Source organism: Sphingomonas sp., from assembly GCF_031372575.1.
GTDB lineage: Bacteria > Pseudomonadota > Alphaproteobacteria > Sphingomonadales > Sphingomonadaceae > Sphingomicrobium.
On sequence record NZ_JANMLM010000091.1, the window covers coordinates 11,173 to 35,061 of the forward strand.

At 63.2% G+C, this 23,889-nt stretch carries 21 protein-coding genes; 14 read left to right on the forward strand and 7 right to left on the reverse strand.

Going from position 1 to position 23,889, the window contains the following annotated elements:
- The first annotated feature begins 38 nt into the window (after positions 1-38).
- Both RMN73_RS09140 and RMN73_RS09145 read left to right on the forward strand, forming a co-directional pair.
- Positions 39-2,123 carry an RNA degradosome polyphosphate kinase gene (locus RMN73_RS09140; RefSeq protein ID WP_405051557.1) on the forward strand — a complete coding sequence of 695 codons (2,085 nt, stop codon included), beginning with the start codon at positions 39-41 and terminating at the stop codon, positions 2,121-2,123.
- Complete coding sequence (locus RMN73_RS09145; protein ID WP_309603013.1) at positions 2,123-3,586, forward strand: Ppx/GppA family phosphatase; 1,464 nt, start codon at positions 2,123-2,125, stop codon at positions 3,584-3,586. The genes RMN73_RS09140 and RMN73_RS09145 overlap by 1 nt, the downstream gene beginning before the upstream one ends.
- On the opposite strand, the gene RMN73_RS09150 is transcribed toward RMN73_RS09145, so the two are convergent.
- Positions 3,583-3,870: an I78 family peptidase inhibitor gene (locus RMN73_RS09150; RefSeq protein WP_309603014.1), complete on the reverse strand. Its 288-nt coding sequence runs from the start codon at positions 3,868-3,870 to the stop codon at positions 3,583-3,585. The genes RMN73_RS09145 and RMN73_RS09150 overlap by 4 nt on opposite strands.
- Complete coding sequence (gene rnd / locus RMN73_RS09155; protein ID WP_309603015.1) at positions 3,863-5,062, reverse strand: ribonuclease D; 1,200 nt, start codon at positions 5,060-5,062, stop codon at positions 3,863-3,865. The genes RMN73_RS09150 and rnd overlap by 8 nt, the downstream gene beginning before the upstream one ends.
- An 87-nt stretch (positions 5,063-5,149) precedes the next feature.
- Between rnd and aspS the strand changes: the two genes are divergently transcribed.
- Complete coding sequence (aspS, locus tag RMN73_RS09160; RefSeq protein ID WP_309603016.1) at positions 5,150-6,940, forward strand: aspartate--tRNA ligase; 1,791 nt, start codon at positions 5,150-5,152, stop codon at positions 6,938-6,940.
- 119 nt (positions 6,941-7,059) lie between these two features.
- On the forward strand, positions 7,060-7,803 hold the full coding sequence (locus RMN73_RS09165; protein WP_309603017.1) for a polyphosphate kinase: 744 nt from the start codon (positions 7,060-7,062) through the stop codon (positions 7,801-7,803).
- Here the strand turns inward: RMN73_RS09165 and greB are convergent.
- Positions 7,788-8,285, reverse strand: coding sequence for a transcription elongation factor GreB (greB, locus tag RMN73_RS09170; RefSeq protein WP_309603018.1), 498 nt, complete (start codon positions 8,283-8,285; stop codon positions 7,788-7,790). The genes RMN73_RS09165 and greB overlap by 16 nt on opposite strands.
- Entirely contained in the window at positions 8,285-10,246 is a 1,962-nt protein-coding gene (locus RMN73_RS09175) for a lytic transglycosylase domain-containing protein (protein WP_309603019.1), read from the reverse strand. The genes greB and RMN73_RS09175 overlap by 1 nt, the downstream gene beginning before the upstream one ends.
- 99 nt (positions 10,247-10,345) lie before the next feature.
- On the opposite strand from RMN73_RS09175, the gene dapA reads away from it, so the two are divergent.
- The 6 genes from dapA to recA all read left to right on the forward strand — a co-directional run bounded on the left by dapA (position 10,346) and on the right by recA (position 17,892).
- Positions 10,346-11,215, forward strand: coding sequence for a 4-hydroxy-tetrahydrodipicolinate synthase (gene dapA / locus RMN73_RS09180; protein ID WP_309603020.1), 870 nt, complete (start codon positions 10,346-10,348; stop codon positions 11,213-11,215).
- A gap of 27 nt (positions 11,216-11,242) precedes the next feature.
- Entirely contained in the window at positions 11,243-11,725 is a 483-nt protein-coding gene (gene smpB, locus RMN73_RS09185) for an SsrA-binding protein SmpB (RefSeq protein WP_309603021.1), read from the forward strand.
- Between the two features lie 117 nt (positions 11,726-11,842).
- Complete coding sequence (locus RMN73_RS09190) at positions 11,843-13,912, forward strand: M13 family metallopeptidase (RefSeq protein WP_309603022.1); 2,070 nt, start codon at positions 11,843-11,845, stop codon at positions 13,910-13,912.
- A 3-nt stretch (positions 13,913-13,915) separates the two neighbouring features.
- The gene (locus RMN73_RS09195; protein ID WP_309603023.1) at positions 13,916-16,300 is read left to right on the forward strand and encodes a response regulator; all 2,385 of its coding nucleotides are present in this window, start codon (positions 13,916-13,918) and stop codon (positions 16,298-16,300) included.
- A gap of 38 nt (positions 16,301-16,338) precedes the next feature.
- Entirely contained in the window at positions 16,339-16,704 is a 366-nt protein-coding gene (locus RMN73_RS09200; protein ID WP_309603024.1) for a response regulator, read from the forward strand.
- A 111-nt stretch (positions 16,705-16,815) separates the two neighbouring features.
- Complete coding sequence (gene recA, locus RMN73_RS09205) at positions 16,816-17,892, forward strand: recombinase RecA (RefSeq protein WP_309603025.1); 1,077 nt, start codon at positions 16,816-16,818, stop codon at positions 17,890-17,892.
- A gap of 55 nt (positions 17,893-17,947) precedes the next feature.
- Here the strand turns inward: recA and RMN73_RS09210 are convergent, their stop codons facing one another.
- Positions 17,948-19,183, reverse strand: coding sequence for a multidrug effflux MFS transporter (locus RMN73_RS09210; protein WP_309603026.1), 1,236 nt, complete (start codon positions 19,181-19,183; stop codon positions 17,948-17,950).
- Between RMN73_RS09210 and asnB the strand changes: the two genes are divergently transcribed.
- Entirely contained in the window at positions 19,170-21,227 is a 2,058-nt protein-coding gene (asnB, locus tag RMN73_RS09215; RefSeq protein ID WP_309603027.1) for an asparagine synthase (glutamine-hydrolyzing), read from the forward strand. The two genes, RMN73_RS09210 and asnB, sit on opposite strands and share 14 nt — an antisense overlap.
- Here the strand turns inward: asnB and surE are convergent.
- The gene (gene surE / locus RMN73_RS09220) at positions 21,224-21,988 is read right to left on the reverse strand and encodes a 5'/3'-nucleotidase SurE (protein WP_309603028.1); all 765 of its coding nucleotides are present in this window, start codon (positions 21,986-21,988) and stop codon (positions 21,224-21,226) included. The genes asnB and surE overlap by 4 nt on opposite strands.
- Positions 21,989-22,239: 251 nt before the next feature.
- Here surE and dksA point away from each other — a divergent pair, with 251 nt between their 5' ends.
- Positions 22,240-22,704 carry an RNA polymerase-binding protein DksA gene (gene dksA, locus RMN73_RS09225; RefSeq protein WP_405051556.1) on the forward strand — a complete coding sequence of 155 codons (465 nt, stop codon included), beginning with the start codon at positions 22,240-22,242 and terminating at the stop codon, positions 22,702-22,704.
- Positions 22,705-22,785: 81 nt separating this feature from the next.
- Here dksA and RMN73_RS09230 read toward each other — a convergent pair whose 3' ends face one another.
- Complete coding sequence (locus tag RMN73_RS09230) at positions 22,786-22,941, reverse strand: YdcH family protein (RefSeq protein ID WP_309603029.1); 156 nt, start codon at positions 22,939-22,941, stop codon at positions 22,786-22,788.
- A gap of 160 nt (positions 22,942-23,101) precedes the next feature.
- Between RMN73_RS09230 and RMN73_RS09235 the strand changes: the two genes are divergently transcribed.
- Both RMN73_RS09235 and RMN73_RS09240 read left to right on the forward strand, forming a co-directional pair.
- A complete protein-coding gene (locus tag RMN73_RS09235; protein ID WP_309603030.1) occupies positions 23,102-23,299 on the forward strand; it encodes a DUF465 domain-containing protein in 198 nt (65 codons plus the stop codon).
- A gap of 93 nt (positions 23,300-23,392) precedes the next feature.
- The gene (locus RMN73_RS09240; RefSeq protein WP_309603031.1) at positions 23,393-23,884 is read left to right on the forward strand and encodes a DUF1465 family protein; all 492 of its coding nucleotides are present in this window, start codon (positions 23,393-23,395) and stop codon (positions 23,882-23,884) included.
- Positions 23,885-23,889: the final 5 nt, after the last annotated feature.

The window sequence follows — 23,889 nt, forward strand, 5'->3', positions numbered from 1 at the left end:
AGGGCAAGCCGAAAGCCGGCCGTTACTTCAATCGCGAAATGTCGTGGCTGGCGTTCAACCGGCGCGTGCTGGAGGAAGCGACCAACGTGGCGCACCCGTTGCTCGAACGACTTAGGTTCCTGTCGATCTCGGGCTCGAACATCGACGAATTCTTCATGACCCGCGTGGCCGGGCTGAAGGGCCAGCAATTGCGCGGGATCGAGGATCTGTCGGCAGACGGATTGACCCCGACCCAGCAGCTCGACTCAATTGCGCTTGAAGCCGACGCGCTCATTGTGGCCCAGCAGACCGAGTGGATGCTGCTGCGCGAGGCGCTGTCCGAGAAGTGCTTGCAGGTCATCACTGCCGACCAATTGACCCCGCGCGAGGCTGAGTGGCTGTCGGATCATTTCCGCGAGCAGATATTGCCGGTGCTGACCCCGCAGGCGATCGACCCGTCGCATCCATTCCCGTTCATCCCCAATCGCGGGTTTACCCTGGTGTTCAGCCTGCAGCGCGGCAAACGCGCCGAGACGGTCACCGAATTGCTGATGATCCCGTCGACGTTGCAGCGCTTCATCCAGCTTCCCGGAACCGGCAAGACAATCCGTTTCATTGCTATCGAAGCGGTCATCACCGCCCATTTCGACCAGCTTTTCCCCGGCTTCACCAAAGTCGCCGACGGGGCCTTTCGCGTGCTGCGCGACAGCGACATCGAGGTCGATGACGAAGCCGAGGATCTGGTGCGTTACTTCCGTTCGGCGATCCAGCGGCGGCGGCGCGGACGCGTGATCCGGTTGGAATTCGACGACGATACGCCCGAGGATGTCGAGCTATTGGTGCGCCAGGGCATGCGCGCTGATTCGGCGCTGACGGCGGAAAGCGGCGGGCTGATCGGGATCGCCGATCTGGCGCAACTGGTCGAGACCGATTTGCCGACGCTCAAATTCCCGCCCTACACCCCGCGCTTTCCCGAGCGAATTCTCGAGCATGACGGCGACATCTTCGCGGCCATTCGCTCCAAGGATTTCATCATCCATCATCCGTATGAAAGCTTCGACGCGGTGGTCGCGTTCCTGCGCCAGGCGGCGGAGGACCCGGGGGTCGTGGCGATCAAGCAGACCTTGTATCGCGCGGGCAAGCAGTCGGCGATCGTCGATGCGCTGGTGGCGGCGGCGGAGGCGGGCAAATCGGTTACGGCGGTGGTCGAGCTCAAGGCGCGGTTCGACGAGGAGCAGAATCTTCTCTGGGCGAGCCGGCTGGAGCGCGCCGGGGTGCAGGTGATCTACGGTTTCGTCGAATGGAAGACCCACGCCAAGGTCTCGATGGTGTTGCGCCGCGAAGGCGGGACGATCCGCACCTACACCCATTTCGGGACCGGCAATTATCACCCGACCACCGCCAAGATTTATACCGATTTGAGCTTCTTCACCGCCTCCCGCCGGGCGGCGCGCGATGCCGCGAAATTGTTCAATCTGACCACCGGCTATGTCCAGCCCAAAGGGCTCGAGCTGCTGACCTTGAGTCCGCACAATTTGCGCGAGAAATTCCTGTCGCTGATCGAGTCCGAAATCACCTTTGCCAAGCAGGGCCGACCGGCGGCGATTTGGGCCAAGATGAACAGCCTGGTCGATCATGCGATTATCGACAAATTGTACGAAGCGAGCGAGGCTGGCGTGTCGATCGACCTGATCATCCGCGGGGTGTGCTGCCTCCGCCCCGGCGTGGCGGGATTATCGTCGAATATTCGGGTCAAATCGATCGTCGGGCGCTTCCTCGAACATAGCCGGATTTTCGTGTTCGCCAACGGGGCTCGCCTGCCGAACACCAAAGCGCGCGTATTCATGTCCTCGGCCGACTGGATGGCGCGCAACTTCGACCGACGGGTCGAATATCTGCTGCCGATCGAAAATCCGACGGTTCACGCGCAAGTGCTTGACCAGGTGATGATCGCCAATCTGATCGACAATGAACAGAGCTGGATGCTCCAGCCCGATGGCAGCTATCGCCGCGTCGTGCCGGGTAAGCGGCGCTTCAACCTGCATCACTATTTCATGAACAACCCGTCGCTGTCGGGACGCGGCCATTCGCTCGGCGGCAAGGAAGTGCCCAAGCTGCGCCTGACCCAGCGCGGCGGCGGCTGATGCCGGCGAGGAGCTTCGGTCCGGTCGGGATCATCGACATCGGCTCCAACTCGGTGCGGTTCGTGGCCTATGGCGGGACGGCGCGCGTGCCGTCGCATTTATTCAACGAGAAAGTCAGCGCCGCCTTGGGCCGGGGGATCGAGCGTGACGGGATGCTCGATGAACAAAGCAGTCGGCGGGCGCTGGCGGCCATCGCGCGCTACCACCAGCTGGGTAAGGACATGGGGCTCAGGACAGTGCACACGGTGGCGACAGCGGCGGTGCGCGAGGCGTCGAATGGCGCGGCATTTCTCAGGCAAGTGTCGGCGCTTGGGCTCAAGCCGCGAATCCTCCCGGGGGAGGAGGAAGCGCAGCTGGCGGGGATGGGGGTGCTGTCGGCGATGCCTGACGCGCGCGGCGTGGTCGCCGATCTTGGCGGCGGCAGCCTCGAACTGATTCAGGTCGAAGGCGGCAGTACCGGGGCGGGGGTATCGCTTCCGCTCGGGGTGCTCCGGACCGGAAGCGCGCCAACCCGCAAGAAGATTGCGACGCAAATTGCCGACGGGATCAAGGACAGCGCGCTCGACGCCTCGCTCAAGCGATCGAGCCTGCACCTCGTCGGAGGTTCGTTCCGTGCGCTGGCGCGGCTTGATCTGCATGAGGTCAAGCATCCGCTGCCGATCGTCCACGGTCACAAATTATCGGTCGAGCGGGTCGCGGCGCTGGAGCAAATCATCGCTTCCACCACGGCGGCCGAATTGAAGGAGCGCAGCGGGCTGAACGCCAATCGGCTCGGCGCGCTTCCGGCGGCGACCATGATCCTCGACGCGCTGATCGACGTGTTCGCGCCGGGCGAAGTGATCGTCTCCTCGTTTGGCCTGCGCGAGGGGCTGCTTTATCGCGAGCTCGACGCCGCGACCCGGGCGCAGGACCCGCTGATCGCCGCCGCGCTTGAAGTCGGCGACCGGCTCGGCCGGTTCGGCGATCATGGCGCGACGATCGACGCGTGGATTGATCCATTATTTCCCGATGACGATCCGCCTGCGCTCCGGCTCCGGCTCGCAGCCTGTCTGATGAGCGACTTCGCCTGGAACGCTCACCCCGACTTTCGCGCCGAGCGCGCAGTTGATCTGGCGCTGCACGGCAATTGGGTCGGGATCGACGCGCATGGCCGTGCGGTGCTCGGGCGGACATTGTGCGCGGCATTCGGCGGCGACAAGGGGTTCGATCCCAAGGTCGCGGCCTTGCTCGATTCGCGCGAGGAGGAGCGTTGCGCGGCGTGGGGCAAGGCGATCCGCCTCGCCCAGCGTCTGTCGGGCGGCACCGAAGCCAGCCTGAACCGCACCTCGATCATGCTGCAGGATGGCAAGGTGATTCTCAACGTGCAGCAACGCTATTCGACGTTGGTCGGGGAGGCGGTCGAGCAGCGAATGAAGCAATTGGCCAAGGCGCTCGGTCGCAATGCGGAAATAATGATCGGCTAGCCGCAGATGGCGCGTTCGACCTTGTTCGCGGCGTCGAGATAGACGGTCAGCCGGTCCTCGCGATAATCCATCGTCACCATCATCCCTGGCTGGACCCAGCGCAGCGCGGTCTTGCCCGTCGAAACCAGCATCCGCGAACCAAGCTCGCTGGTGGCGGTCTGGCCGGCGAAACGGTCGAGATTGGCGGGCAGGCAGGCGTCGATCGCCGGCGGGGCCGGATCGGCGGTCTCGATGCTGGTGCAGGCAGCCAGCGGAATCAGGCTGAGCGCGACGAGGTTACGCATCGACCTTGTCGGCATTGTCCAGCACCTTCGCGGTGGTCGTCATGGTCAGCTTGCCGTCGGTCACGCCGAACGCCACCCGCCCTTCGACCAGGTCGAGCGCGTCGCTGCCGAATTGCTCGAACCGCCACCCCGACAGGATGTGGAGGCCGTCGCGAACGCCCGCAGCAAGCGCCTCAAGTTCGTCCGACCGCCCGATCAACTTGGGCGCGACCCCGGTTTCGCGCGAACGAATCTTGAGCAACAGCTTCAACAAATCGCTGACCAGCACCGCATCCTTGCTCAGGCCGGGGCGCTTGAAGTCGCGCTGGGGCAATTCGTCGGCCGAAACCGGCTCGGCATTGGCGAGCGCCTGCATCAATCGCCCCCCGATATCGTTGTTGCGCCACCCCGCCGACAGCCCGCGTACCTTGCCCAGATCGTCCTGCGACTTTGGCGGATGCGCGGCGAGCTCGGCCAAAGTATCGTCCTTGATGATCCGCCCGCGCGGGATATTCTTGCCGCGCGCCTCGGTCTCGCGCCACCCGGCGATCGCGCGCAGGCGGCCAAGAAGTTGCGGATTGCGACCCGGCAGCTTGAGCCTTTTCCATGCGTCTTCAGGCGCGAAAGCAAAGCTCGACGGATCGGCCAGCCGCTCCATTTCCTCGTCGAGCCAGCCGCCACGGCCATTCTTGCGCAATTTCTCGACCATCATCGGGAAGATCGTCGCGAGATGGGTGACGTCGGCGATCGCATAATCGATCTGGCGCTTGTCGAGCGGGCGGCGCGACCAGTCGGTAAAGCGCGCGCCCTTGTCGAGCGCATGGCCGAGCATCGATTCAACCAGGCTCGAATAACCGACCTGTTCGCCATAACCGAGCGCCATCGCCGCGACTTGGGTGTCGAACAATGGCACCGGGGTCTTGTCGGTGAGGTTGTGGACGATTTCGAGATCCTGCCCGCCGGCGTGAAAAATCTTCAGCACGTCGGTGTTAGCAACCAGCAGGTCGAGCAGCGGCTTCAAATCGATCCCGTCGGCCTTGGGGTCGATCGCTGCGGCTTCCTCGCTGCTCGCGATCTGGATCAGGCACAATTCCGGCCAATAGGTATTTTCGCGCATGAACTCGGTATCGACCGCAACGAACGGAGCCTGGGCGAGTCGTTCGACCAGCGCGGCTAGCGTCGCACTGTCGTTGATCAGCTTGTGAATCTTCATATTGTCACGGGCCATAGCGATGCCTGCGGGTTGACAAAAGGGGAGGGGACGGGAAATCGGCCCGCAACCCCTTTACGGATGGATTTCATGCACATTTATCGCACCCATAGCTGCGAAGCCCTTCGCGCCGCCGATGTTGGCTCAACGGTTCGCCTGTCGGGCTGGATCCACCGCAAGCGCGACCATGGCGGTGTGTTGTTCGTCGATCTTCGCGACCATTATGGACTGACCCAATTGGTCTGCCGCGCCGGATCTGACGCGCTTGCGACGCTCGATTCGCTGCGCGTCGAATCGGTCGTGACCATTTCGGGCAAGGTCGTCGATCGCGAAGGCGGGGCGGTCAACAAGAAGCTCGCGACCGGCGATATCGAAGTCGTGGTCGACACGGTCGAGGTCCAATCCTCCGCCGCCGAACTGCCGATGCCGGTTGCCGGTGAGCAGGAATATCCCGAGGAAATCCGCCTCAAGTACCGCTACCTCGATCTTCGGCGTGAGCGGCTCCATGCCAACATCATGCTTCGCTCGAAGGTCATCGCCTCAGTCCGCCAGCGGATGATCGGGCAGGGGTTCACCGAATTCCAGACCCCGATCCTGACCGCCAGTTCGCCCGAAGGCGCGCGCGACTATTTGGTGCCAAGCCGCGTCCATCCGGGCAAATTCTACGCGCTCCCGCAGGCACCGCAAATGTTCAAGCAATTGCTAATGGTCGCCGGCTTCGACCGCTATTTTCAGATCGCTCCCTGTTTCCGCGACGAAGATGCCCGCGCCGACCGCTCGCCCGGCGAATTCTACCAGCTCGATTTCGAGATGAGCTTCGTTACCCAGGACGACGTGTTCAACGCGATCGAACCCGTGCTCGCCGGCCTGTTCGAGGAATTCGCCAACGGCCGCAGCGTCACGCCCGCTGGCGAGTTCGTCCGCATTCCGTACAAGGACGCGATGCTGAAGTACGGCAGCGACAAGCCCGACCTGCGCAACCCGTTGTTGATCCATGATGTCGGCGCGCATTTTGTCGGCTCGGGCTTCGGCTTGTTCGCCGGATTGGTCGACAAGGGAATGGTCGTCCGCGCGGTCGCTGCGCCGGGCACCGCCGAGAAAAGCCGCAAATTCTTCGACGAGATGAACGACTGGGCGCGCGGCGAGGGCTTCGCTGGCCTCGGCTACGCCACCCGCAAGGCCGGCGAATGGGGCGGCCCGATTGCCAAGAATCACGGTACCGAGGGGATGGACAAGATCGCCGACCAGCTCGGCATTGGCCCCGACGACGGCATCTTCTTCGCCGCCGGCAAGGACGCCGAGGCCGCCAAGCTCGCCGGCCTCGCCCGGACCCGCGTCGCCGAGACCCTCGACCTGATCGAAAAAAATGCCTTCCGCTTCTGCTGGATCGTCGACTTCCCAATGTTCGAATATGACGAGGAAAACAAAAAGGTCGACTTCAGTCACAACCCTTTCTCCATGCCGCAAGGCGGCATGGAGGCGCTCGAGACGAAGGACCCGCTCGATATCCTTGCCTGGCAATATGACATTGTCTGCAACGGCGTCGAACTCAGCAGCGGCGCGATCCGTAACCATCGCCCCGACATCATGTACAAGGCGTTCGAGATTGCCGGCTATTCGGCTGCGGAAGTCGACACCAACTTCCCCGGGATGATCGGCGCGTTCAAATATGGCGCCCCGCCGCACGGTGGCTCGGCGCCGGGAATCGACCGCATCGTCATGCTGCTCGCCGACGAACCCAACATCCGCGAAGTGATCGTCTTCCCGATGAACCAAAAGGCCGAGGATCTCCTCATGAACGCCCCGGCCGAGGTCACGCCTAAGCAGCTCAAGGAATTGTCGATCCGGATCGTTGCCGACGGCGCACCCAAGCCCGCTTGATCGCAGCTATGCCCCAAGTGGGGACGGCGCGGGTTTGATCGATTGCGGAGCAATTCGCTTTTCGTTACCTCCGCGGCGTGCCGATTGATTTAACAGATTTTGAACGGGGTCAGCCCTATGTGGGCGATGTTGCCGGGGCGCTGGCGGCCCTGCAGCATCGTCTCGCCCGCGCCCAGCTATCGCAGATCGTCCACCAGAAGCGCCTGATCATCGTGATCGAGGGGCCCGAAGGCGGGGGCAAGCGCGCGTTCGTCAAACTGCTCGGTGCAGCGCTCGACCCGACCCACGTCGCGGTGACCACCGTCTCGCCCGACCGCCGCCGCGCGCGCGATGGCCATTGGCTGGCGCGTTTCTGGGCACAGCTGCCCGAGGCTGGCAACACCGCCATTTTCTATCACAGCTGGTACCGCCGCGTGCTCGAGGATAAGTTGCTCGGGCTGGTCACCGACAAGGAGTGGAAACGCGCCTTCGACGAGATCAACGAATTCGAATCGCAGCAACGCGATTATGGGACGATGATCGTCAAACTCTTCTTCCACGTCACCGACGAGACGCAGGCGCGCCGCATCTCGGCGCGGCAGGATGACCAGTGGCTGCGGCACCTGGTCGGGCCAGAGGAGTTCCGCACCGCGGTCGCGCGCACGGCCTATCGCGCCGCGCTGACTCAGGTGCTCGCCCAGTCCGACACGCGCTGGGCGCCCTGGTCGATGATCGATGCCAATGATGGCGAGTCGGCGCAGGTGGCCGCCCTGTCCGCAATTGCCGACGCGCTCGATAAAGCGCTTCCCCAGGCGCCGCCCGAGGAAGCCACTTCAGTGGTCCCGTTCCTGCTCCCGGCGGAGCGGACTCAGCCCGCCGGATAAGTGATTGCGAGGATTTCGTAGGATCGTTCGCCCGCTGGAAGCGTGACCATTCGCTCATCCCCGACCCTGGCCCCGCGAAGCGCGCGGGCGACCGGCGTATTCCACCCGATCCGCCCTGCCGAAGCATCGCTTTCGTCTTCGCCAACGATCGTCACTGTGCGCCTTTCATCCTGCTCATCGGCAAGCTCGACCGTCGCGCCGAACCGCACCACCCCGCGATCCTCCTGCGCCGACGGATCGACCACTCTGGCGGCCTTCATCACCCGCGCCAGCCAGCTCAATCGCCGATCGATCTCGCGCAGGCGCTTCTTGCCGTAGATGTAATCGCCATTTTCGGAGCGGTCGCCATTGCCCGCCGCCCAGCTGATTGTCTCGACCAATTTAGGCCGCTCGCTGCCGAACAATTGCTCATATTCCGCGCGAACATTGGCGAACCCCGCCCGGGTGATGAACCGTGGCTCCGCGTCATCGGTCGCTGGCATCAGCCGGGCCGCGACTTGCCCAGGTAAGTCGACAGGCTGATCGCCGAATTGCTCGGCGCGATGGTCGGGTTGATCCGGTCGTAAACCACCGTATTTTCCAGCACTCGTTGAACATAGCCCTTGGTCTCGGCGAACGGGATTTGCTCGATCCAGCGCAACGTGTCGACGCTCTGGCTGCGCGGATCGCCATAGCGTGCGACCCATTTGCGGACATTGCCCGCCCCGGCGTTGTACGACGCGACCGCAAGGACGTAATTGCCGTCCCACTGGCTTACCAGCCGCTGGAAATAGCTGCTTCCGACCATGACGTTATGCGACGGGTCACTGGTCAACCGGCCGAGGTCGTAGCCAATCCCCATCTTGCCGGTTTCCTCGCGCGCGGTGGCGGGCATCAATTGCATCATCCCGCGCGCCCCGACCGGGCTCATTGCCCCGCGATCGAATGAGCTTTCCTGACGCGTGATACCGTGGACCAGCGCCCACATCTTGCCCGGCGGCGCATTGGCGGGATGGGTCGGGAAGGCCGAACGATAGTAAAAGGCGCTGCCATTGTTGCGCGCCGCACGCGCGGTCCACACGGCGAGATCCTGGCGGCCGATCGACTGGCCGAATTCGCTCGCCAGCACCCGATCGCCATTGTCGGTCAGACTCTCGGCCAGTGCCCGGACGAATAGGCTCTGCTCGTCGCGTCGTCCTTGCTGGCCGAGCAGGCGGGTGGCCTGCGCCAGGCGGTTGCGCTGGAAGGCGGCGCGCTGCGGCGGGGTGACGAGCAGGCTCGGCGTTGCCGTAGGGGCGGGGACGGCACGACCGAGCCGTTCGAGCGCAAGCTGGCCGTAGAACAGCTCGGGATAAGCCGCAGCAGCGGCGAAATATTGGTTCGCCTCGGCCCCGCGCCCGGCATAAAGCGCCGCGCGGCCCGCCCAATAAAGCCCCTTCGAGGTCACTTGGAGTGACTTGCCGCCCTTCGAATAATTGACAAACTGTTGCACAGCCTCGCCCGGGCGGTTGATGCCTGACAGTGCCGATTGTCCCGCCAGCCAGACCAATGAGGTGTAATCGTCGCGCAAGCCATAGCTTTGCGCGCTGATATCGGTGCCGGGGGCAAAGCCGTCATTGACCTGGCGGCCGATGTCATAGGCCTGCTGATATTGTCGGGCGGCATAGGCCCCATTGGCAAGGCTCAGCAGAGTCTCGACAAACCGTTCGGGATCGGCGGGCTTGTGGACAAAATTGTGCGGCCGCGCGGCGAGATAGCGCGCACCGGCCTCGTTATTGTAAAGCCGCAAAAAGCGCACCCGGTCGATCATCAGCCCGGCATCGCTCGCCACCTGCCCATCAACCACCCGATAGAGCGCGTCGGCATCGACCGACCGGCGCTGCATCGCGATCCGCGCGGCAAAGGCAGCGCGGCGCGCGGGGCTGGCATAGGCCGCAGCGCGCGCCGCATCGTCGGTTTTCCGGGCGAACAGCAACGCGTCAGTGCGCCCGTCATGATCGGCCGCGGTCAGCGACGACCAATAACGTGCGGCAATGGTGCCTTCGTCGGCGGCGGGAAGATCGCCTGACGTCCACGCCGCGCGCGCTTGGGTGGCGGCTTCGGCGGTTCGTCCAGCAGCGGCCAGCGCCTCGGCCAGCCGGGCGCGGCCATTGCCGGTGCGCGGTTTGTCGGTGCGGAAGAAGGCGATCACCGTCGGCCCATATTCGCCGGCGCGCATCTGCTTTTCGGCGGCTCGGCGAAGCCGGTTATCGTCGGGCCAGTCGGGATTGGAGTTGAGGAAGCGCGCGTAATCGGCAAACGCATAGCCATCGCTGGCGCGCAGCCGCCGCCAGTCGGCAATCGCATAATTGATATCGACCTGCGACACCGCCGGGGCGGGATAGGCGGGGGCATAAGGGCTTTGGGCGATCACCGACCCCGATGGCGCAGCCAGCAGCACGAACAGGAAAGCGACTCGTCTCATGCTAGACATATTGACGATTCGGTCCTTATCAATCGCTGAACGCACCCTCTTTCCCCCAACTCTTCGCCCGGCGATCGGTGCCGAACATAAGGAAAAAGCATGTTTTTCGGTTCGATACCCGCGCTGGTGACTCCATTTGCGGCAGGACGAGTCGATCTCGCGCTATTCCGTGAATTCGTCGAGTGGCAGATCGACGAGGGGTCGAACGCGCTGGTGCCATGCGGGACGACCGGGGAAGCGGCGACGCTGACCACCGACGAGCATCGCGCGCTAATCGAGGCCACGGTCGAAGTCGCGCGCGGGCGGGTTCCGGTGATCGCCGGCTGCGGGTCTAACAACACCGCCCACGCCATCGAGCTGACCAAGGCAGCCAAGGCGGCGGGCGCCGACGCCGCGCTCCACGTCCCGCCTTATTACAACCGCCCCAATCAGGACGGCATCACCCTCCACCTTGCGGCGGTTGCCGATCTTGGGATCGACATCATGCTCTACAATGTCCCGGGGCGGACGATCACCGACATTTCGGTCGAGACGATGGCAAAGCTGTCGCACCTCCCCGCCGTCATCGGGGTCAAGGACGCGACCGGCAACCTCGGCCGTGTAACCGCCCAGCGCCTCGCCTGCGGGGAGGAGTTCATCCAATTGTCGGGCAATGACGAAACCGCGCTCGGTTTCAGCGCGATGGGAGGGGTCGGCTGCATCTCGGTCACAGCCAACGTCGCGCCCAAGCTGTGCGCCGAGTTCCAGCAAGCGATGCGGGAGGGCCGATGGGACGACGCGAGGACGCTGCAGGACCGCCTCTACGCGCTACACATGGCAATGTTCACCGACGCCTCGCCCGGCCCGGTCAAATATGCGCTGTCCAAAGTCCGTGGCTTCCCGACCGAACTCCGCGCACCGATGACCGACCCGTCGGACGCGTCGAAGGCAGCAGTTGATGCGGCGCTGGCTCATGCAGGCCTCGCCTAAGCCAAGTCGTTCGTCTAACGCCCCGCCATGGCGAAACCCCTCCCATCCCCGTTCGACAAGGCCAAGGTCGTCGCCGAGAACCGGCGCGCGCGGTATGATTATTTCGTCGAGGAACGGTTCGAGGCCGGGATCGAATTGATGGGCACCGAAGTGAAAGCGCTGCGGACGGGCGAGGGGTCGATCGCCGAAAGCTATGCCACGGTCGAGGATGAGCAGGTGTACCTCATCAATTCGTCGATCCCGCAATATGGCAATCGCGGCTATGCCGATCATGAGCCGCGCCGTCGTCGTCGCTTGCTGCTCAAGACCCGCGAAATCAACAAGTTGAACGGTGCGATCCACCGCCAGGGGCTGACCCTCGTGCCGCTGTCGATCTATTTCAACTCGCGCGGGCGGGCCAAGATTGAGCTTGCCCTAGCGCGCGGCAAAAAGGTTCACGACAAGCGCGAGACGATCAAGGAACGCGACTGGAAGCGCGAGCAGGGCCGGATCATGCGGAACCGGGGCTAAGACTTCCCGCCGTTCGTCGCCCCGGCCCCGCAGATTGTCGTTTGCCGCTGGCCGCAAAGCCGGTCTAGTCTCCACCAACGCGCGCGACGTTTCGACCTGATTACCCTGGAGAGATCGATGAACAAGCTCTGCCTGATCCTGGCCACCACTACCATCCTTGCCGGCTGCGCGACCAATAATGCGACGGCGCCGGTCGCGGTCGCCGATACGCTGCCGGCCGCAGAGGTCGTACCGGTTCCCGCTGCGCCCAAGCCACAACTCGGCGATTATGGCTTCGACAAGACCGGCATGGATACGACCATCCTTCCGGGCAATGATTTCTACGGGTTCGCCAATGGCACCTGGGCCAAGAACACCGCCATTCCGGCGGACAAGTCCAATTATGGCATGTTCACGTTGCTCGACGACCTGTCCAAGCAGCGCACCCGCACGATCATCGACGAAGCCGCCAAGGATCCGAACAACAAGATCGGACTGGCCTATGCGTCGTTCCTCGATACCGCCGCGATCGAGGCCAAAGGACTGGCCCCGATCAAGCCCTGGCTGGACGAGATTGACGCGCTGCAAAGCAACGCCGCTTATGCCGCGCTGGTGGCCAAGGCGGGCAAGCGCGGGATTGGCGGGCCGGTCTATTTCTATGTTGGCCAGGACGACAAAGATCCCGATCGCTATGTCGCGCAAGCTGGGCAGAGCGGCCTCGGCATGCCGGACCGCGACTATTATCTATCGGCCGATCCCAAGATCGCCGCGACCCGCGCGCAATATCTCACCCATTTGACCAATGTCCTGACGCTGGCCGGCCGGTCCAATTCGGCGGCGCGGGCAAAGGCGATCCTCGACCATGAGACGGCAATTGCCAAAGTGTCGTGGACCCGCACCGACAGCCGCGACGCGACCAAAACCTACAATTTGATGACCGTGTCCAAGCTGCGCTCGATCGCCCCTGGGTTCGATTTCGCGCGCTACCTTGCCGATAGCGGGGTCAATGTCAGCGAAGTGATCGTCGCCCAGCCAAGCGCGGTCACCGGTATTGCCCGCCTCGTGTCGCGGGCGCCGATTCAGGCGTTGAAGGACCAGATGCTGGTCCGCTCGCTCGACACCTATGCTGCTGTGCTCCCAACCGCTTTCGACAAGGAAGCCTTTTCTTTCTACGGCACCGCGCTGTCTGGCACGCCCGAGCAGGAAGCGCGGTGGAAACGCGGGGTCGATTTCGTCACCGGGGCGGTGGCGGATGACGTCAGCAAGATCTATGTCGACCGTTACTATCCGCCCGAGACCAAGGCCAAGGCTGATGAGCTCGTACGCAATGTCGTCGCGGCGATGGGGCGGCGGATCGACGGGCTGACCTGGATGGCGCCGGCAACCAAGCTGCGCGCGCGGGCCAAGCTCGCCAATTTCACAACCAAGATTGGTTTTCCCGATCGATGGCAGGATTATTCGGCGCTTGAAATCCGCGGCGGCGACGCGCTCGGCAATGCGCTTCGGGCGACCGAATGGGCCTATAACGACAATATTTCCAAGCTCGGCCAACCGATCCGCCGGTGGGAATGGGGGATGACCCCGATGACGATCAACGCCTACGCCAATTTCGGCATGCAGGAGATCGTCTTTCCGGCCGCGATCCTGCAGCCGCCATTCTTCGATCCCAACGCCGATCCGGCGGTCAATTATGGCGGCATCGGCGCGGTCATCGGCCATGAAATCAGTCACCACTTCGATGACCAGGGTGCGAAATATGACGAAAGGGGGCGGCTCAATGAATGGTGGACTGCGGACGATCGCAAGGCGTTCGAAGCGCTAACCAAGCAGTTGGTCGCCCAATATGACACTTATCAGGTCTTCCCCGGCGCCAATGTTAAAGGCGCTTTCACGCTCGGCGAAAATCTGGGCGACCTCGCCGGCGTGACGATTGCGTATGACGCTTACAGGCACAGCCTTGGCGGGACCGATGCGCCGGTAATCGATGGCACGACCGGCGATCAGCGCTTCTACCTTGGCTGGGCCCAGGTGTGGCGTCGCAACTATCGCGAAGCCAACCTTCGCCAGCGGCTGATCACCGATCCGCATTCGCCGTCGGAGCAGCGGGTCGCCGTGGTTCGTAACATGGACCCTTGGTACAGCGCCTTCGGGGCGAAATCGGGCGAAACCTTGTACCTCGCGCCCGACAAGCGCGTTCGCGTCTGGTAGCGGATGCTCGATCGGCAGATCGCCTTACTCGAGACCGAGCCGCCAAGCGGCCTGAGCTGGCTGGTGCCAGCTCTCGTCGCGGCGGCAGCGGCGAGCGGCGCTCTGCTGTTCGCGGCAGTCGGCGAGCCGATGTTCGCCGGATTGTTCCTCGCCGGGGTAGTCGCGATGCTGGTTGCGGCGTTCGTGCTCGAGCGGCGATCGGTGCGCGCGGGGGTCGCGGTGCCGCCGCTTCCGGTGCCCGATTTCGGGCTTGCCGCGGCAATGCTCAACCTGTCGCGCGACGCGGCCGCCTTAAGCGATGCGAGCGGGCGCTTGCTGTCGGCCAATGCGTCTTATCGCACGCGCTTCGGCGATGCCCTGCCGGAGAATGTCGGCGAGGGGAACGACGCTTTGGTTCAGCTCAAGTCGCTCCGCTCGGCGGCGTGGCGCGATGGGCAGGCGAATGCCGAGCGGGTCGTGCTGCGCGGCCAGCCGGCACCGGTCAAGGTCGAGCGGGTCGGGGCGCGCGGCGATCTCCTGCTGTGGCGCTTTGATCGCGGCGAACCCGATTTGCTCGCCACTCTGGTCAAACGCATCTCGGGCCTCGAGGGCGAATTGTTCGCGCGCAGCGGGGTGCTTGCGGCCGCCGTCGATGGTAAGGGCCGGATTGTCGCTGCCAACCGGATGTTCGTCGAGCGTGCGATCGGCGCCGCATCAGCCGACCAGCCGCACAATTTCGCCGACCTCGTCACCGCAAGCGACGAATCGCTTCACCTGATCAGCGAGGGCGATCGTGCCCCGCCGATGCGACTGGTCCATGTCCCGGTCGATGCCGATAAGGGCCATGGCGCGGGGCTGATGCTGCTGATCGACCGGGTTGAGCCGTCGCAGCCCGATTCGTCCAACGTTCAGGCATTACTCGAACTGCTCCCGCTCGGGCTCGCGCTGGTCGATCGTGACGGTCGCTTCCTGACCATGAACAAGGCGTTCAAGATCGCCGGGGGGATCAAGGACGATCATTCGACCGTCTATCCCGGCGATCTGGTGGCCAAGGAAGACAAGGCCGCGGTTGCCGACGCCGTTCGCCGTAACGCGCGCGGCCCAGCGATGTCGCGCGATCTGCCGATCCGCCTCAACGCCCAGCCGGGCGAGCCGGTCGCGCTGACCGTCGCCGGGCTGCGCGGGCTTGGCGATGCCGCCGTCTTGATCCTGCTCAAGGACAATAGCGAGGAAGCCAAGCTCAAGCGCCAGGTCGCCCAGGCAACCAAGATGCAGGCGGTCGGCCAACTCGCCGGCGGTGTTGCGCATGATTTCAACAATATTTTGACCGCGATCATCGGCCATTGCGACCTGATGCTGATGCGCCACACGCCGGGCGACAGCGACTATGACGATATCCAGCAGATCAAGTCCAACTCCAACCGCGCCGCCGGCCTGACCCGCCAGTTGCTGGCCTTTTCGCGCCAGCAGACGTTGCGCCCGCAAGTGCTGCAACTGCCCGACGTGGTCAGCGAAGTGTCGCATTTGCTCAAGCGCCTGCTCGGCGAGACGGTGCAGCTGGCGTTGAAGCATGGCCGCGACCTGTTCCCGGTTCGCGCTGATCCGGGCCAGCTCGAGCAGGTTATCGTCAACCTCGCGGTCAACGCACGCGATGCGATGGCGGGGAAGGGCGGCGGAACGGTCACCATCCAGACGTACTCGGTCAAGGCTAACCAGGTCGCCGAGCTTGGCTCGGACATCCTGCCTGTCGCCGATTATGCTGCACTGTCGATCACCGACAGCGGCACTGGGATCGCGCCGGGCGTGCTGGGCAAGGTGTTCGAACCTTTCTTCACCACCAAGGAAGTCGGCAAGGGTACCGGGCTCGGCCTCTCGACCGTCTATGGCATCGTCAAGCAATCGGGCGGGTTCATCTTCGCCGATTCCAAAGTCGGGGAGGGGACGTGCTTCACCATCTACCTTCCCGCGCATGAAGCCGAGGCGAAAGCACCCAAGGCCCGGCTCCCGGCCAAGCCCAAGGAAAATGAATTGTGGGGATCGGGCACGATCCTTTTGGTCGAGGACGAGCATATGGTGCGCACCGTGACCGAGCGCGGCCTAACGCGTCACGGTTACAAGGTGATGAGTGCCAGCAATGGCGAGGATGCGCTCGAATTGCTGGCGAGCGGCGAACATGTCGATTTGCTGATCAGTGACGTCGTCATGCCGGTGATGGACGGCCCGACCATGGTCCGCGCGGCGCGCAAGGATTGGCCCGAACTGCCGATCCTGTTCATGTCAGGCTACGCCGAGGAGCAATTGCGCAAATCGATCGACATCGACAATGTCGCCTTCCTGCCCAAACCCTTCTCGATGATCGAATTGGCCGAGGCGGTGCGAAGCGTGCTCGGTGCGGCGGCGACAAAATAGGGCTGGTCACAGCCGAAACGACTGCTATCCCCAATCGCGTGGGTAATCAGCGTACCATCTTGATCGTCGAAGACGAGCCATTGATCTCGATGATGCTGGAGGATTTCCTCCTGTCTCTCGGGCATCAGGTCAGTGCAATCTGCGAAAGCGTCGGCGATGCTCTCCAAGCGTGCGACACTTCGGATTTCGACATTGCCATCCTCGACGTCAATCTGAAGGGCGAGAGCGTCTGGCCGGTCGCGACCCGGCTTCGCGAACGCGGCATTCCATTCGTGCTCGCCAGCGGCGGTCATGTCGATCCGCCACCGCCTGAGTTTGCTGCTGTGCCGATGATCGACAAGCCCTATACCATTGACCGCGTAACGCCGGCGCTCGACGCCGCGATGGAACGCAACGTCTTATAAACTGCCGCGTTTCCCTCAAATGTTCTACTCTTGTTCTTCTGGAACAAACCATATACACCGCGCTTAATCAGGTCCGCATCAAGCGGATCGATTGACGAGGAGACAGAGGTCATGGCAGCGCAGCTGAAAGTCGTCGGAACGACCGGAGAATCGGGAAACATGGATCGCGCGAAAGCATTGGAAGCAGCGCTGGCGCAAATCGATCGCGCGTTCGGCAAGGGCTCGGCAATGAAGCTGGGCAGCCGTGAGAAGATCGAGATTGAAACCATCTCGACCGGCAGCCTCGGGCTCGACATCGCGCTTGGCGTCGGTGGCCTGCCGCGCGGCCGCGTGATCGAAGTGTACGGGCCGGAAAGCTCGGGCAAGACCACGCTTGCGCTGCATGTGATTGCTGAAGCGCAGAAGACTGGCGGAACCGCCGCCTTCGTCGATGCCGAACATGCGCTCGATCCGGGCTACGCCAAGAAGCTTGGGGTCAATATCGATGAGTTGATCGTCTCGCAGCCCGATACGGGCGAGCAGGCGCTCGAGATTGTCGATACCCTGGTCCGCTCGAACGCGGTTGACGTGCTGGTGATCGACTCGGTCGCCGCGCTGGTGCCGCGCGCCGAGATCGAAGGCGAGATGGGCGACAGCCACGTCGGCCTCCAGGCACGCTTGATGAGCCAGTCGCTGCGCAAGCTGACGGGGTCGATCAGCCGCTCCAAGTGCACCGTCATCTTCATCAACCAATTGCGCATGAAAATCGGCGTGATGTACGGCAATCCCGAGACTACCACCGGCGGCAACGCACTCAAATTTTACGCCTCGGTCCGGCTCGACATCCGTCGCATCGGGCAGATTAAGGATCGCGACGATATCGTCGGCAATACGACCCGCGTTAAAGTCGTCAAGAACAAGGTTGCGCCGCCGTTCAAGCAGGTCGAATTCGACATCATGTATGGTGAGGGCGTCAGCAAGGTCGGCGAAATCCTCGACCTCGGCGTCAAGGCCGGCATCGTCGACAAGTCGGGTGCCTGGTTCAGCTACGATTCGATCCGCATGGGGCAGGGGCGCGAGAATTCGAAGACTTGGCTCAAGGAAAATCCCGACATGGCCAAGAAGATCGAAGACGCCATCCGCGGCAAGACCGACGAGGTCGGTGAGGTGCTGATGGCCGGGCCAGATCCGGAAAATGATTCGGAATAAGCCGGGACGGTTGGAATTGAATGGGGAGGGTCGGCGCTTAGGCGTCGGCCCTTGTTTATTTTGGCAATCGCTCGAGCAATCGCTTCGGCTCGGTCACACCGACCGCCAGCAAGGCGAGGCTGGCGCAGGCCGCCATCCCGATCAGGAAGGGCAAAGCGGTGCCGTCGAACGCGCGCCCGATCCCGAGCCCGATCGCGGCGCCGCCGATCGTCCCGATTACCCCTTGCACCGACGATGCAGTGCCCGCGATCGGCCCCATATGCTCCATCGCCAATGTGCTGAGGTTGGACGAGGTGAAGGCGAAGGCCGCCATCGCCAGCCCCTGAAGGATGACGAACAGGATCAGGCTTTCCAGCCCGGCAAGCGCCACGGCAAGGTGTAATAAGGTGATGGCGGCGAAGGCGATCGACCCGGCATGCCCGACCCGACGCATCCCGTACGTCCCGACGACCCGCGAATTGAGCCATGAGGTCAACGCCATCGGGGCGGCGACGGCGGCGAACACCATCCCGATCGCGCCCGGTGCCTTGAACACATCGAAAATGATCTGCTGGATCGAGGCGATATAAGCGGTCAACGCGCCGAATATGACCGTCAGCGCAATCGTGTAACCGAGCGATTGCCGGTCGCGCAGCGTCGCCCCCATCGCTCGTGAGATTTCGCCCAATTTCAGCGACCGGCGAAATTCGGGGTGAAGTGTTTCGGGCAGCCGTCGCCATGACCAAAGCGCCATCAGCACGCCGTAGGCGCCAAGCACGCCGAAGATCGCGCGCCACGGCCCGACCAGCAAGATACCCTGGCCGACGCTCGGGGCGAGCACCGGCACCAACATGAACACCATGAACACCAGGCTCATCGTCCGCGCCATCGCCTCACCGTCGAACAGGTCGCGGACCATCGTCACCACCAGCACGCGGGTTACCGCCGCGCTCGCGCCCATTGCGATCCGCCCCGCGATCAGCAACGGAAAGCTCCACGCAAATGCGCACAGGAACGCAAAACCGACGTAGAGTGATATGCCGATCCCAAGCACGGGCTTGCGCCCGAAGCGGTCGGCCAGCGGCCCCCACAGCAATTGCGTCGATCCGAAGCCGAACATGTAGGCGACCACCACCAATTGGCGGTCATTGTCCGACGCGACGTTGAGGCTTGTCCCGATCGCCGGAAGCGCCGGGATCATTGCGTCGATCGCAAAAGCGTTGAGCGCCATTAGTCCCGCGAGCATCGCGACAATCTCTCGCGATCCGGGGCGCGGCCCCGTCCCGGGCATCACATTGTTGGTAAAGGGCATCGCCGGGCTGCTGGCCGATTTCCTGCCCGGCTGCAACTTCGGCTTGCGTGCGACCAGCGCGGCCACCAAGGATTGGGCGGACATCGCTTGCTTCGAAGGAACTGGGAAATTGTGCGGAATTGCCGGCCTGTGGAGCAAGCGACCGCCTGACCCGGCATTGCTCACCCGCATGGCGACCGCAATCGCGCATCGCGGCCCCGATGATCATGGCCTCTGGATCGATCCCGAGGCGGGGATTGGACTGGCGCACCGCCGCCTGTCGATCGTCGATCTATCGCCCCACGGTCACCAGCCGATGCTGTCGAGCGACGACCGTTTCGCTCTCAGTTACAATGGCGAAATCTACAATCATCGCGATTTGCGGGCCGCGCTTGATGCTGACGGGCGCACGCCGGACGGCGGATGGCGCGGTCATTCGGATACCGAGACCCTGATCGAAGCCATATCCGCCTGGGGCCTCGATAGCGCGCTCGACCGCGCGGTCGGCATGTTCGCGTTCGCGCTGTGGGATCGCCGAGACCGAACGCTGCAACTGGTCCGCGACCGGTTCGGCGAGAAACCCCTTTATTATGGCTGGGCGGGCCGCGATTTCATCTTCGCATCCGAGTTGAAGGCATTCCGCGCCCACCCCAAGTTCGACCCCCAAATCGACCGCCGTGCGCTACACGCCTTCGCCGCGCGCACCAACGTCCCGGCGCCGCTCAGCATCTACCGCCGGATGTTCAAACTCGAACCTGGCTGCGTCCTGACCCTCGCCAACCTCGATCCGTTTGACTCCCCGCCTGCTCAGCAAATCCGCCGCTATTATGACTACGCCAATGTAGTCCGCGCCGGGCTCGCCGATCCAATTGCCAGCGAAGCCGACGCACTCGCCGCGCTCGAAGTCGCGCTCAACATTGCGATCGACGGGCAGGCGGTGGCTGATGTCCCGGTCGGTGCCTTCCTGTCGGGCGGGATCGACAGTTCGGCGGTGACGGCTTTCTATCAACAACGCAGCAGCACCCCGGTGAACACTTACACCATCGGGTTTGAGGAAGCGGCCTACAATGAGGCCGATGATGCGCGCGCAGTCGCCGAACATCTCGGCACTATCCACCACGAAGCGATCGTCACTGCCGCAGAAGCGCGCGACATAATTCCCTTGTTACCAGGTATTTACGACGAACCGTTCGCAGATAGTTCGCAGATCCCGACGTTCATTGTCAGCCGCGTCGCCCGCAATCAGGTAACCGTTGCTCTGACCGGCGATGGCGGCGACGAATTGTTCGCCGGCTATAACCGCCACGTTTCGGTCCCGGCCTTGTGGCGTCAGCTTCGCCGCATTCCGCGCCCATTGCGCGCGGCCGCCAGCGCGACCCTCGGCCAGCTGCCGTCGAGTTTCTGGACCGCCGTCATCACGGCTATCCCTGGCCGCACCGCGCCCAACCTCGGCGCCAAGCTCCACAAGGCGCTTCGTACCGCGGGCCACGCCCGCGACTTCGGCGATATTTACGATGATTTCCTCGATCAATGGGCTGGTGAGGCCAATCCGGTGATTGGCGGCGAGGGGGCCATTGCGCGGTCCATGTCGGGCATCGCGGATGACAACATTGCGACGATGCTCCGCGACGCAACCGGTTATTTGCCCGACGACATTCTGACCAAGGTCGACCGCGCGTCGATGGCGGTCAGCCTGGAAACCCGCGTCCCGTTCCTCGACCATCGCCTCGCGGCGGTCGCGGCGCGGATCCCCTTGTCGATGAAAGTCCACGGCGGCGCCGGCAAGCAAATCCTCCGCAAAGCCCTGTTCGCGCGTGCCCCCGCTTCATTGTTCGATCGGCCAAAGGCTGGGTTTGCCGTCCCGGTCGGCGAATGGATCAAGGGCCCGTTACGCGATTGGGCGGAAAGTCTGCTCGATCCCCGGCGGCTCACTGCCGAAGGCTGGTTCGATCCTGCCATTGTGACTGCCCGCTGGTCCGACCATCTTTGCGGTCGCCGCGATTCGACCGCCGCCATCTGGTCGATCCTGATGTTCCAGGCCTGGCTCGACGAGCAAGCATCCTAGGCGAAACGCGCGCTCAATCCTTCGAGCGACGCCTCGTGGGTCAAGTCGAGGTGCAGCGGGGTCACCGTTACATAGCCGTCGGCAATGCTTTCCAGGTCGGTGATGTGCCCCGGGGTCTCGACCGCCGATGCCAGCCCGAACCAGAAATAGGGAAAGCCGCGCGGGTCCTGCCGTTCGATGATCCGCAATCGCCCATAATCACGAAACCCTTGGCGGCAGACTCGCACGCCCTTCACGGCGGCCGGCTCGATCGCCGGGAAATTGACGTTGATCAACGTGCCGCGCGCCATCTTCACCGCGACCAGTTCGGCTAGCACGCGCCCCGCCCACGCTTCGGCCGATGCGAATGGCACGCTCGCTCCCAGACCCTGCTTGGAATAGGCTTGGCTGAGCGCAATCGACGGCACCCCCGCCAGCGCCCCTTCCATCGCTGCCGACACCGTTCCCGAATAGGTCACATCCTCGGCCAGGTTGGCGCCGCGATTGATCCCCGACAGGATCAGGTCGGGCGGGCAGTCCTTCATCAGGAGGGCAAGCGCCATCATCACCGCGTCGGTCGGGGTGCCGCTGACGGAATAGCGCTGTTCACCATGCTTTCTGAGGCGCACGGGCTGGGTTAGCGTCAGCGAGTGGCCGGTGCCCGATTGCTCCTCGCTCGGCGCCACCACCCAGATGTCGTCCGACAGGCTGGCCGCGACCTGCTCCAGCAGCGCAATGCCGCGCGAGTCGATGCCATCGTCATTGGTGATCAGGATCCGCATGTCCGCGCCTATGGGCGAAAGCCGCGCACGTGCCAATGCCGCACAATTGTTGCGCCCATTCGGCAACATGCACAAATAAACTGGCCAGTTGTTCGGTCAGTCCTTGTTAAGCTGAATCCTTTTAACTAGAGGGCGCTTGGGGATTGCCGACTTACCCGGTCAAGTAACGGGAAAGTCTAGTTTTCTTGCCTCCGACCGAAGCCGGTTGCGCGGTCTCGGATACGGCGGCGACGCGTATCGGGGAGGTATGTATGGCGACCGCATTGAAGGACCTTTACGGGTCGGAACAATCGACATTTGATCAGCTTGTCCTGGCGGACGATTATCGTCCGTCGGACGGCGAAGAGTTTATGGGTATCGAACAACGGGCCTATTTTCTCGCCAAGTTGAAGGCGTGGAAGGAAGCGATTGTCGATGAATCGCGTGCCACCATGGCCCAACTTCAAGTCGACTCATTGCGCGAACCGGACATGGCCGATCGCGCGTCGAGTGAAACTGATTGGTCGATCGAACTTCGCACCCGTGACCGCCAGCGCAAGCTCATCGCCAAAATTGACGCTGCGGTACGTCGCTTGTTCGACGGTGAATATGGCTATTGCGACGTCACCGGCGACCCGATTTCGCTGGCCCGGCTCGAAGCCCGGCCAATCGCCACGATGACCCTTGAAGCCCAGGAAAAGCATGAGCGGATCGAGCGCGTCTCGCGCGACGACTAAGCGTCGGCTTGGGCTAAAGTTTCGGCTTCAGGTAGCGGGCATCGCAGCCCGCCACCACGCGCGCACAAAAAAACCGGCGCTCTAGTGGCCGGTGATCACGTCCTTGACGCGTAATTTTTCTTTTTTGAGCTGATGGAGCTTGATGTCGTCGGGATGGGGGCGATGCTCCTCATCGTCGATCATCGCTTCCAGTGAGGCGTGCTTGTTCTCGAGCGAGTCGAGGTGACCCTGATCCATCTTTGTTGTTCCTTTCGGTTGCAGTGAAAGTGACACGCAACATTAAAACACGAATCATCCGGCTTGTCTTGTCCAACCGACTCCATCCGTCGCGGCCCGCGCGCGAACTGCCGATGCAGTCGGGCGTGACGTCGCGTCCGGGGTCGCGTAAGCCGCGCCGATGAACGACGACGATCCGCGACAAATCCTTGAACTGCTCAAGACCGAGCATCGGCTGCTCGATGCGGAGATTGAGGCATTGCTTGCCAGCGGTTCGGTCGATCAGCTGGAGATTGCGCGGCTCAAGAAGCGCAAGCTGATGCTCAAGGATGAGATTGCCCAGCTCAACGACAAGTTGGTGCCCGATATCCTTGCCTGACCCGTGCCAGATCGGGACGCGCGTCGTGCTTGATGGGCGGCTAACCTTTCCAGGCGTTTGATCCTGAACCGTAACGTGTCAGAACATGCCGCTATGAACGACTCATTCGACCCTTCTGGCCCTGAAGCGCGGATTACCCCGCGCCTGGTCGATGCCTTGTACACCGAAGCGATGGTGCTGGCGGATGAAGCCCGCGCTTATTTCGACGACATTGGTAAGGATGAGCGGCTGACACTCGAGCCGTTCGCGCGGGTTGGCTTTGCATGCGAATCGCTCAAGGTGACGACGCGGATCATGCATATCGTCGCGTGGCTGCTGACCCAGCGGGCGATTGAAACCGGCGAATTGCATCAGATCGACGGGCGCCGGCCCGAGCGGCGACTTGGCCATGCAACCACCAGCGATCCCAAGGTCGTGGTGCAAATGCCCGACGCGGCGCAGCGGCTGATCAGCGCGAGCTCGGATCTTTACGCGCGCTTGCAGCGGCTCGACGAGGGACAACTCGACGATCAGCCGATCCAAAGTCCGGCGCGCGCGCTGATGGGGCGCCTAGAACGCGACCTGATCTGGAATCGCGGCGCGTGACGCTC

Bases quoted from the DNA above. Each gene is read 5' to 3' on its own strand.
- RMN73_RS09140 (WP_405051557.1), top strand. From the start codon at position 39: ATGTCGTGGCTGGCGTTCAACCGGCGCGTGCTGGAGGAAGCGACCAAC.
- RMN73_RS09145 (WP_309603013.1), top strand. From the start codon at position 2,123: ATGCCGGCGAGGAGCTTCGGTCCGGTCGGGATCATCGACATCGGCTCC.
- RMN73_RS09150 (WP_309603014.1), bottom strand. From the start codon at position 3,870: ATGCGTAACCTCGTCGCGCTCAGCCTGATTCCGCTGGCTGCCTGCACC.
- rnd (WP_309603015.1), bottom strand. From the start codon at position 5,062: ATGAAGATTCACAAGCTGATCAACGACAGTGCGACGCTAGCCGCGCTG.
- aspS (WP_309603016.1), top strand. From the start codon at position 5,150: ATGCACATTTATCGCACCCATAGCTGCGAAGCCCTTCGCGCCGCCGAT.
- greB (WP_309603018.1), bottom strand. From the start codon at position 8,285: ATGCCAGCGACCGATGACGCGGAGCCACGGTTCATCACCCGGGCGGGG.
- RMN73_RS09175 (WP_309603019.1), bottom strand. From the start codon at position 10,246: ATGAGACGAGTCGCTTTCCTGTTCGTGCTGCTGGCTGCGCCATCGGGG.
- dapA (WP_309603020.1), top strand. From the start codon at position 10,346: ATGTTTTTCGGTTCGATACCCGCGCTGGTGACTCCATTTGCGGCAGGA.
- smpB (WP_309603021.1), top strand. From the start codon at position 11,243: ATGGCGAAACCCCTCCCATCCCCGTTCGACAAGGCCAAGGTCGTCGCC.
- RMN73_RS09190 (WP_309603022.1), top strand. From the start codon at position 11,843: ATGAACAAGCTCTGCCTGATCCTGGCCACCACTACCATCCTTGCCGGC.
- RMN73_RS09195 (WP_309603023.1), top strand. From the start codon at position 13,916: ATGCTCGATCGGCAGATCGCCTTACTCGAGACCGAGCCGCCAAGCGGC.
- recA (WP_309603025.1), top strand. From the start codon at position 16,816: ATGGCAGCGCAGCTGAAAGTCGTCGGAACGACCGGAGAATCGGGAAAC.
- RMN73_RS09210 (WP_309603026.1), bottom strand. From the start codon at position 19,183: ATGCCCTTTACCAACAATGTGATGCCCGGGACGGGGCCGCGCCCCGGA.
- surE (WP_309603028.1), bottom strand. From the start codon at position 21,988: ATGCGGATCCTGATCACCAATGACGATGGCATCGACTCGCGCGGCATT.
- dksA (WP_405051556.1), top strand. From the start codon at position 22,240: ATGGCGACCGCATTGAAGGACCTTTACGGGTCGGAACAATCGACATTT.
- RMN73_RS09230 (WP_309603029.1), bottom strand. From the start codon at position 22,941: ATGGATCAGGGTCACCTCGACTCGCTCGAGAACAAGCACGCCTCACTG.
- RMN73_RS09235 (WP_309603030.1), top strand. From the start codon at position 23,102: ATGAACGACGACGATCCGCGACAAATCCTTGAACTGCTCAAGACCGAG.
- RMN73_RS09240 (WP_309603031.1), top strand. From the start codon at position 23,393: ATGAACGACTCATTCGACCCTTCTGGCCCTGAAGCGCGGATTACCCCG.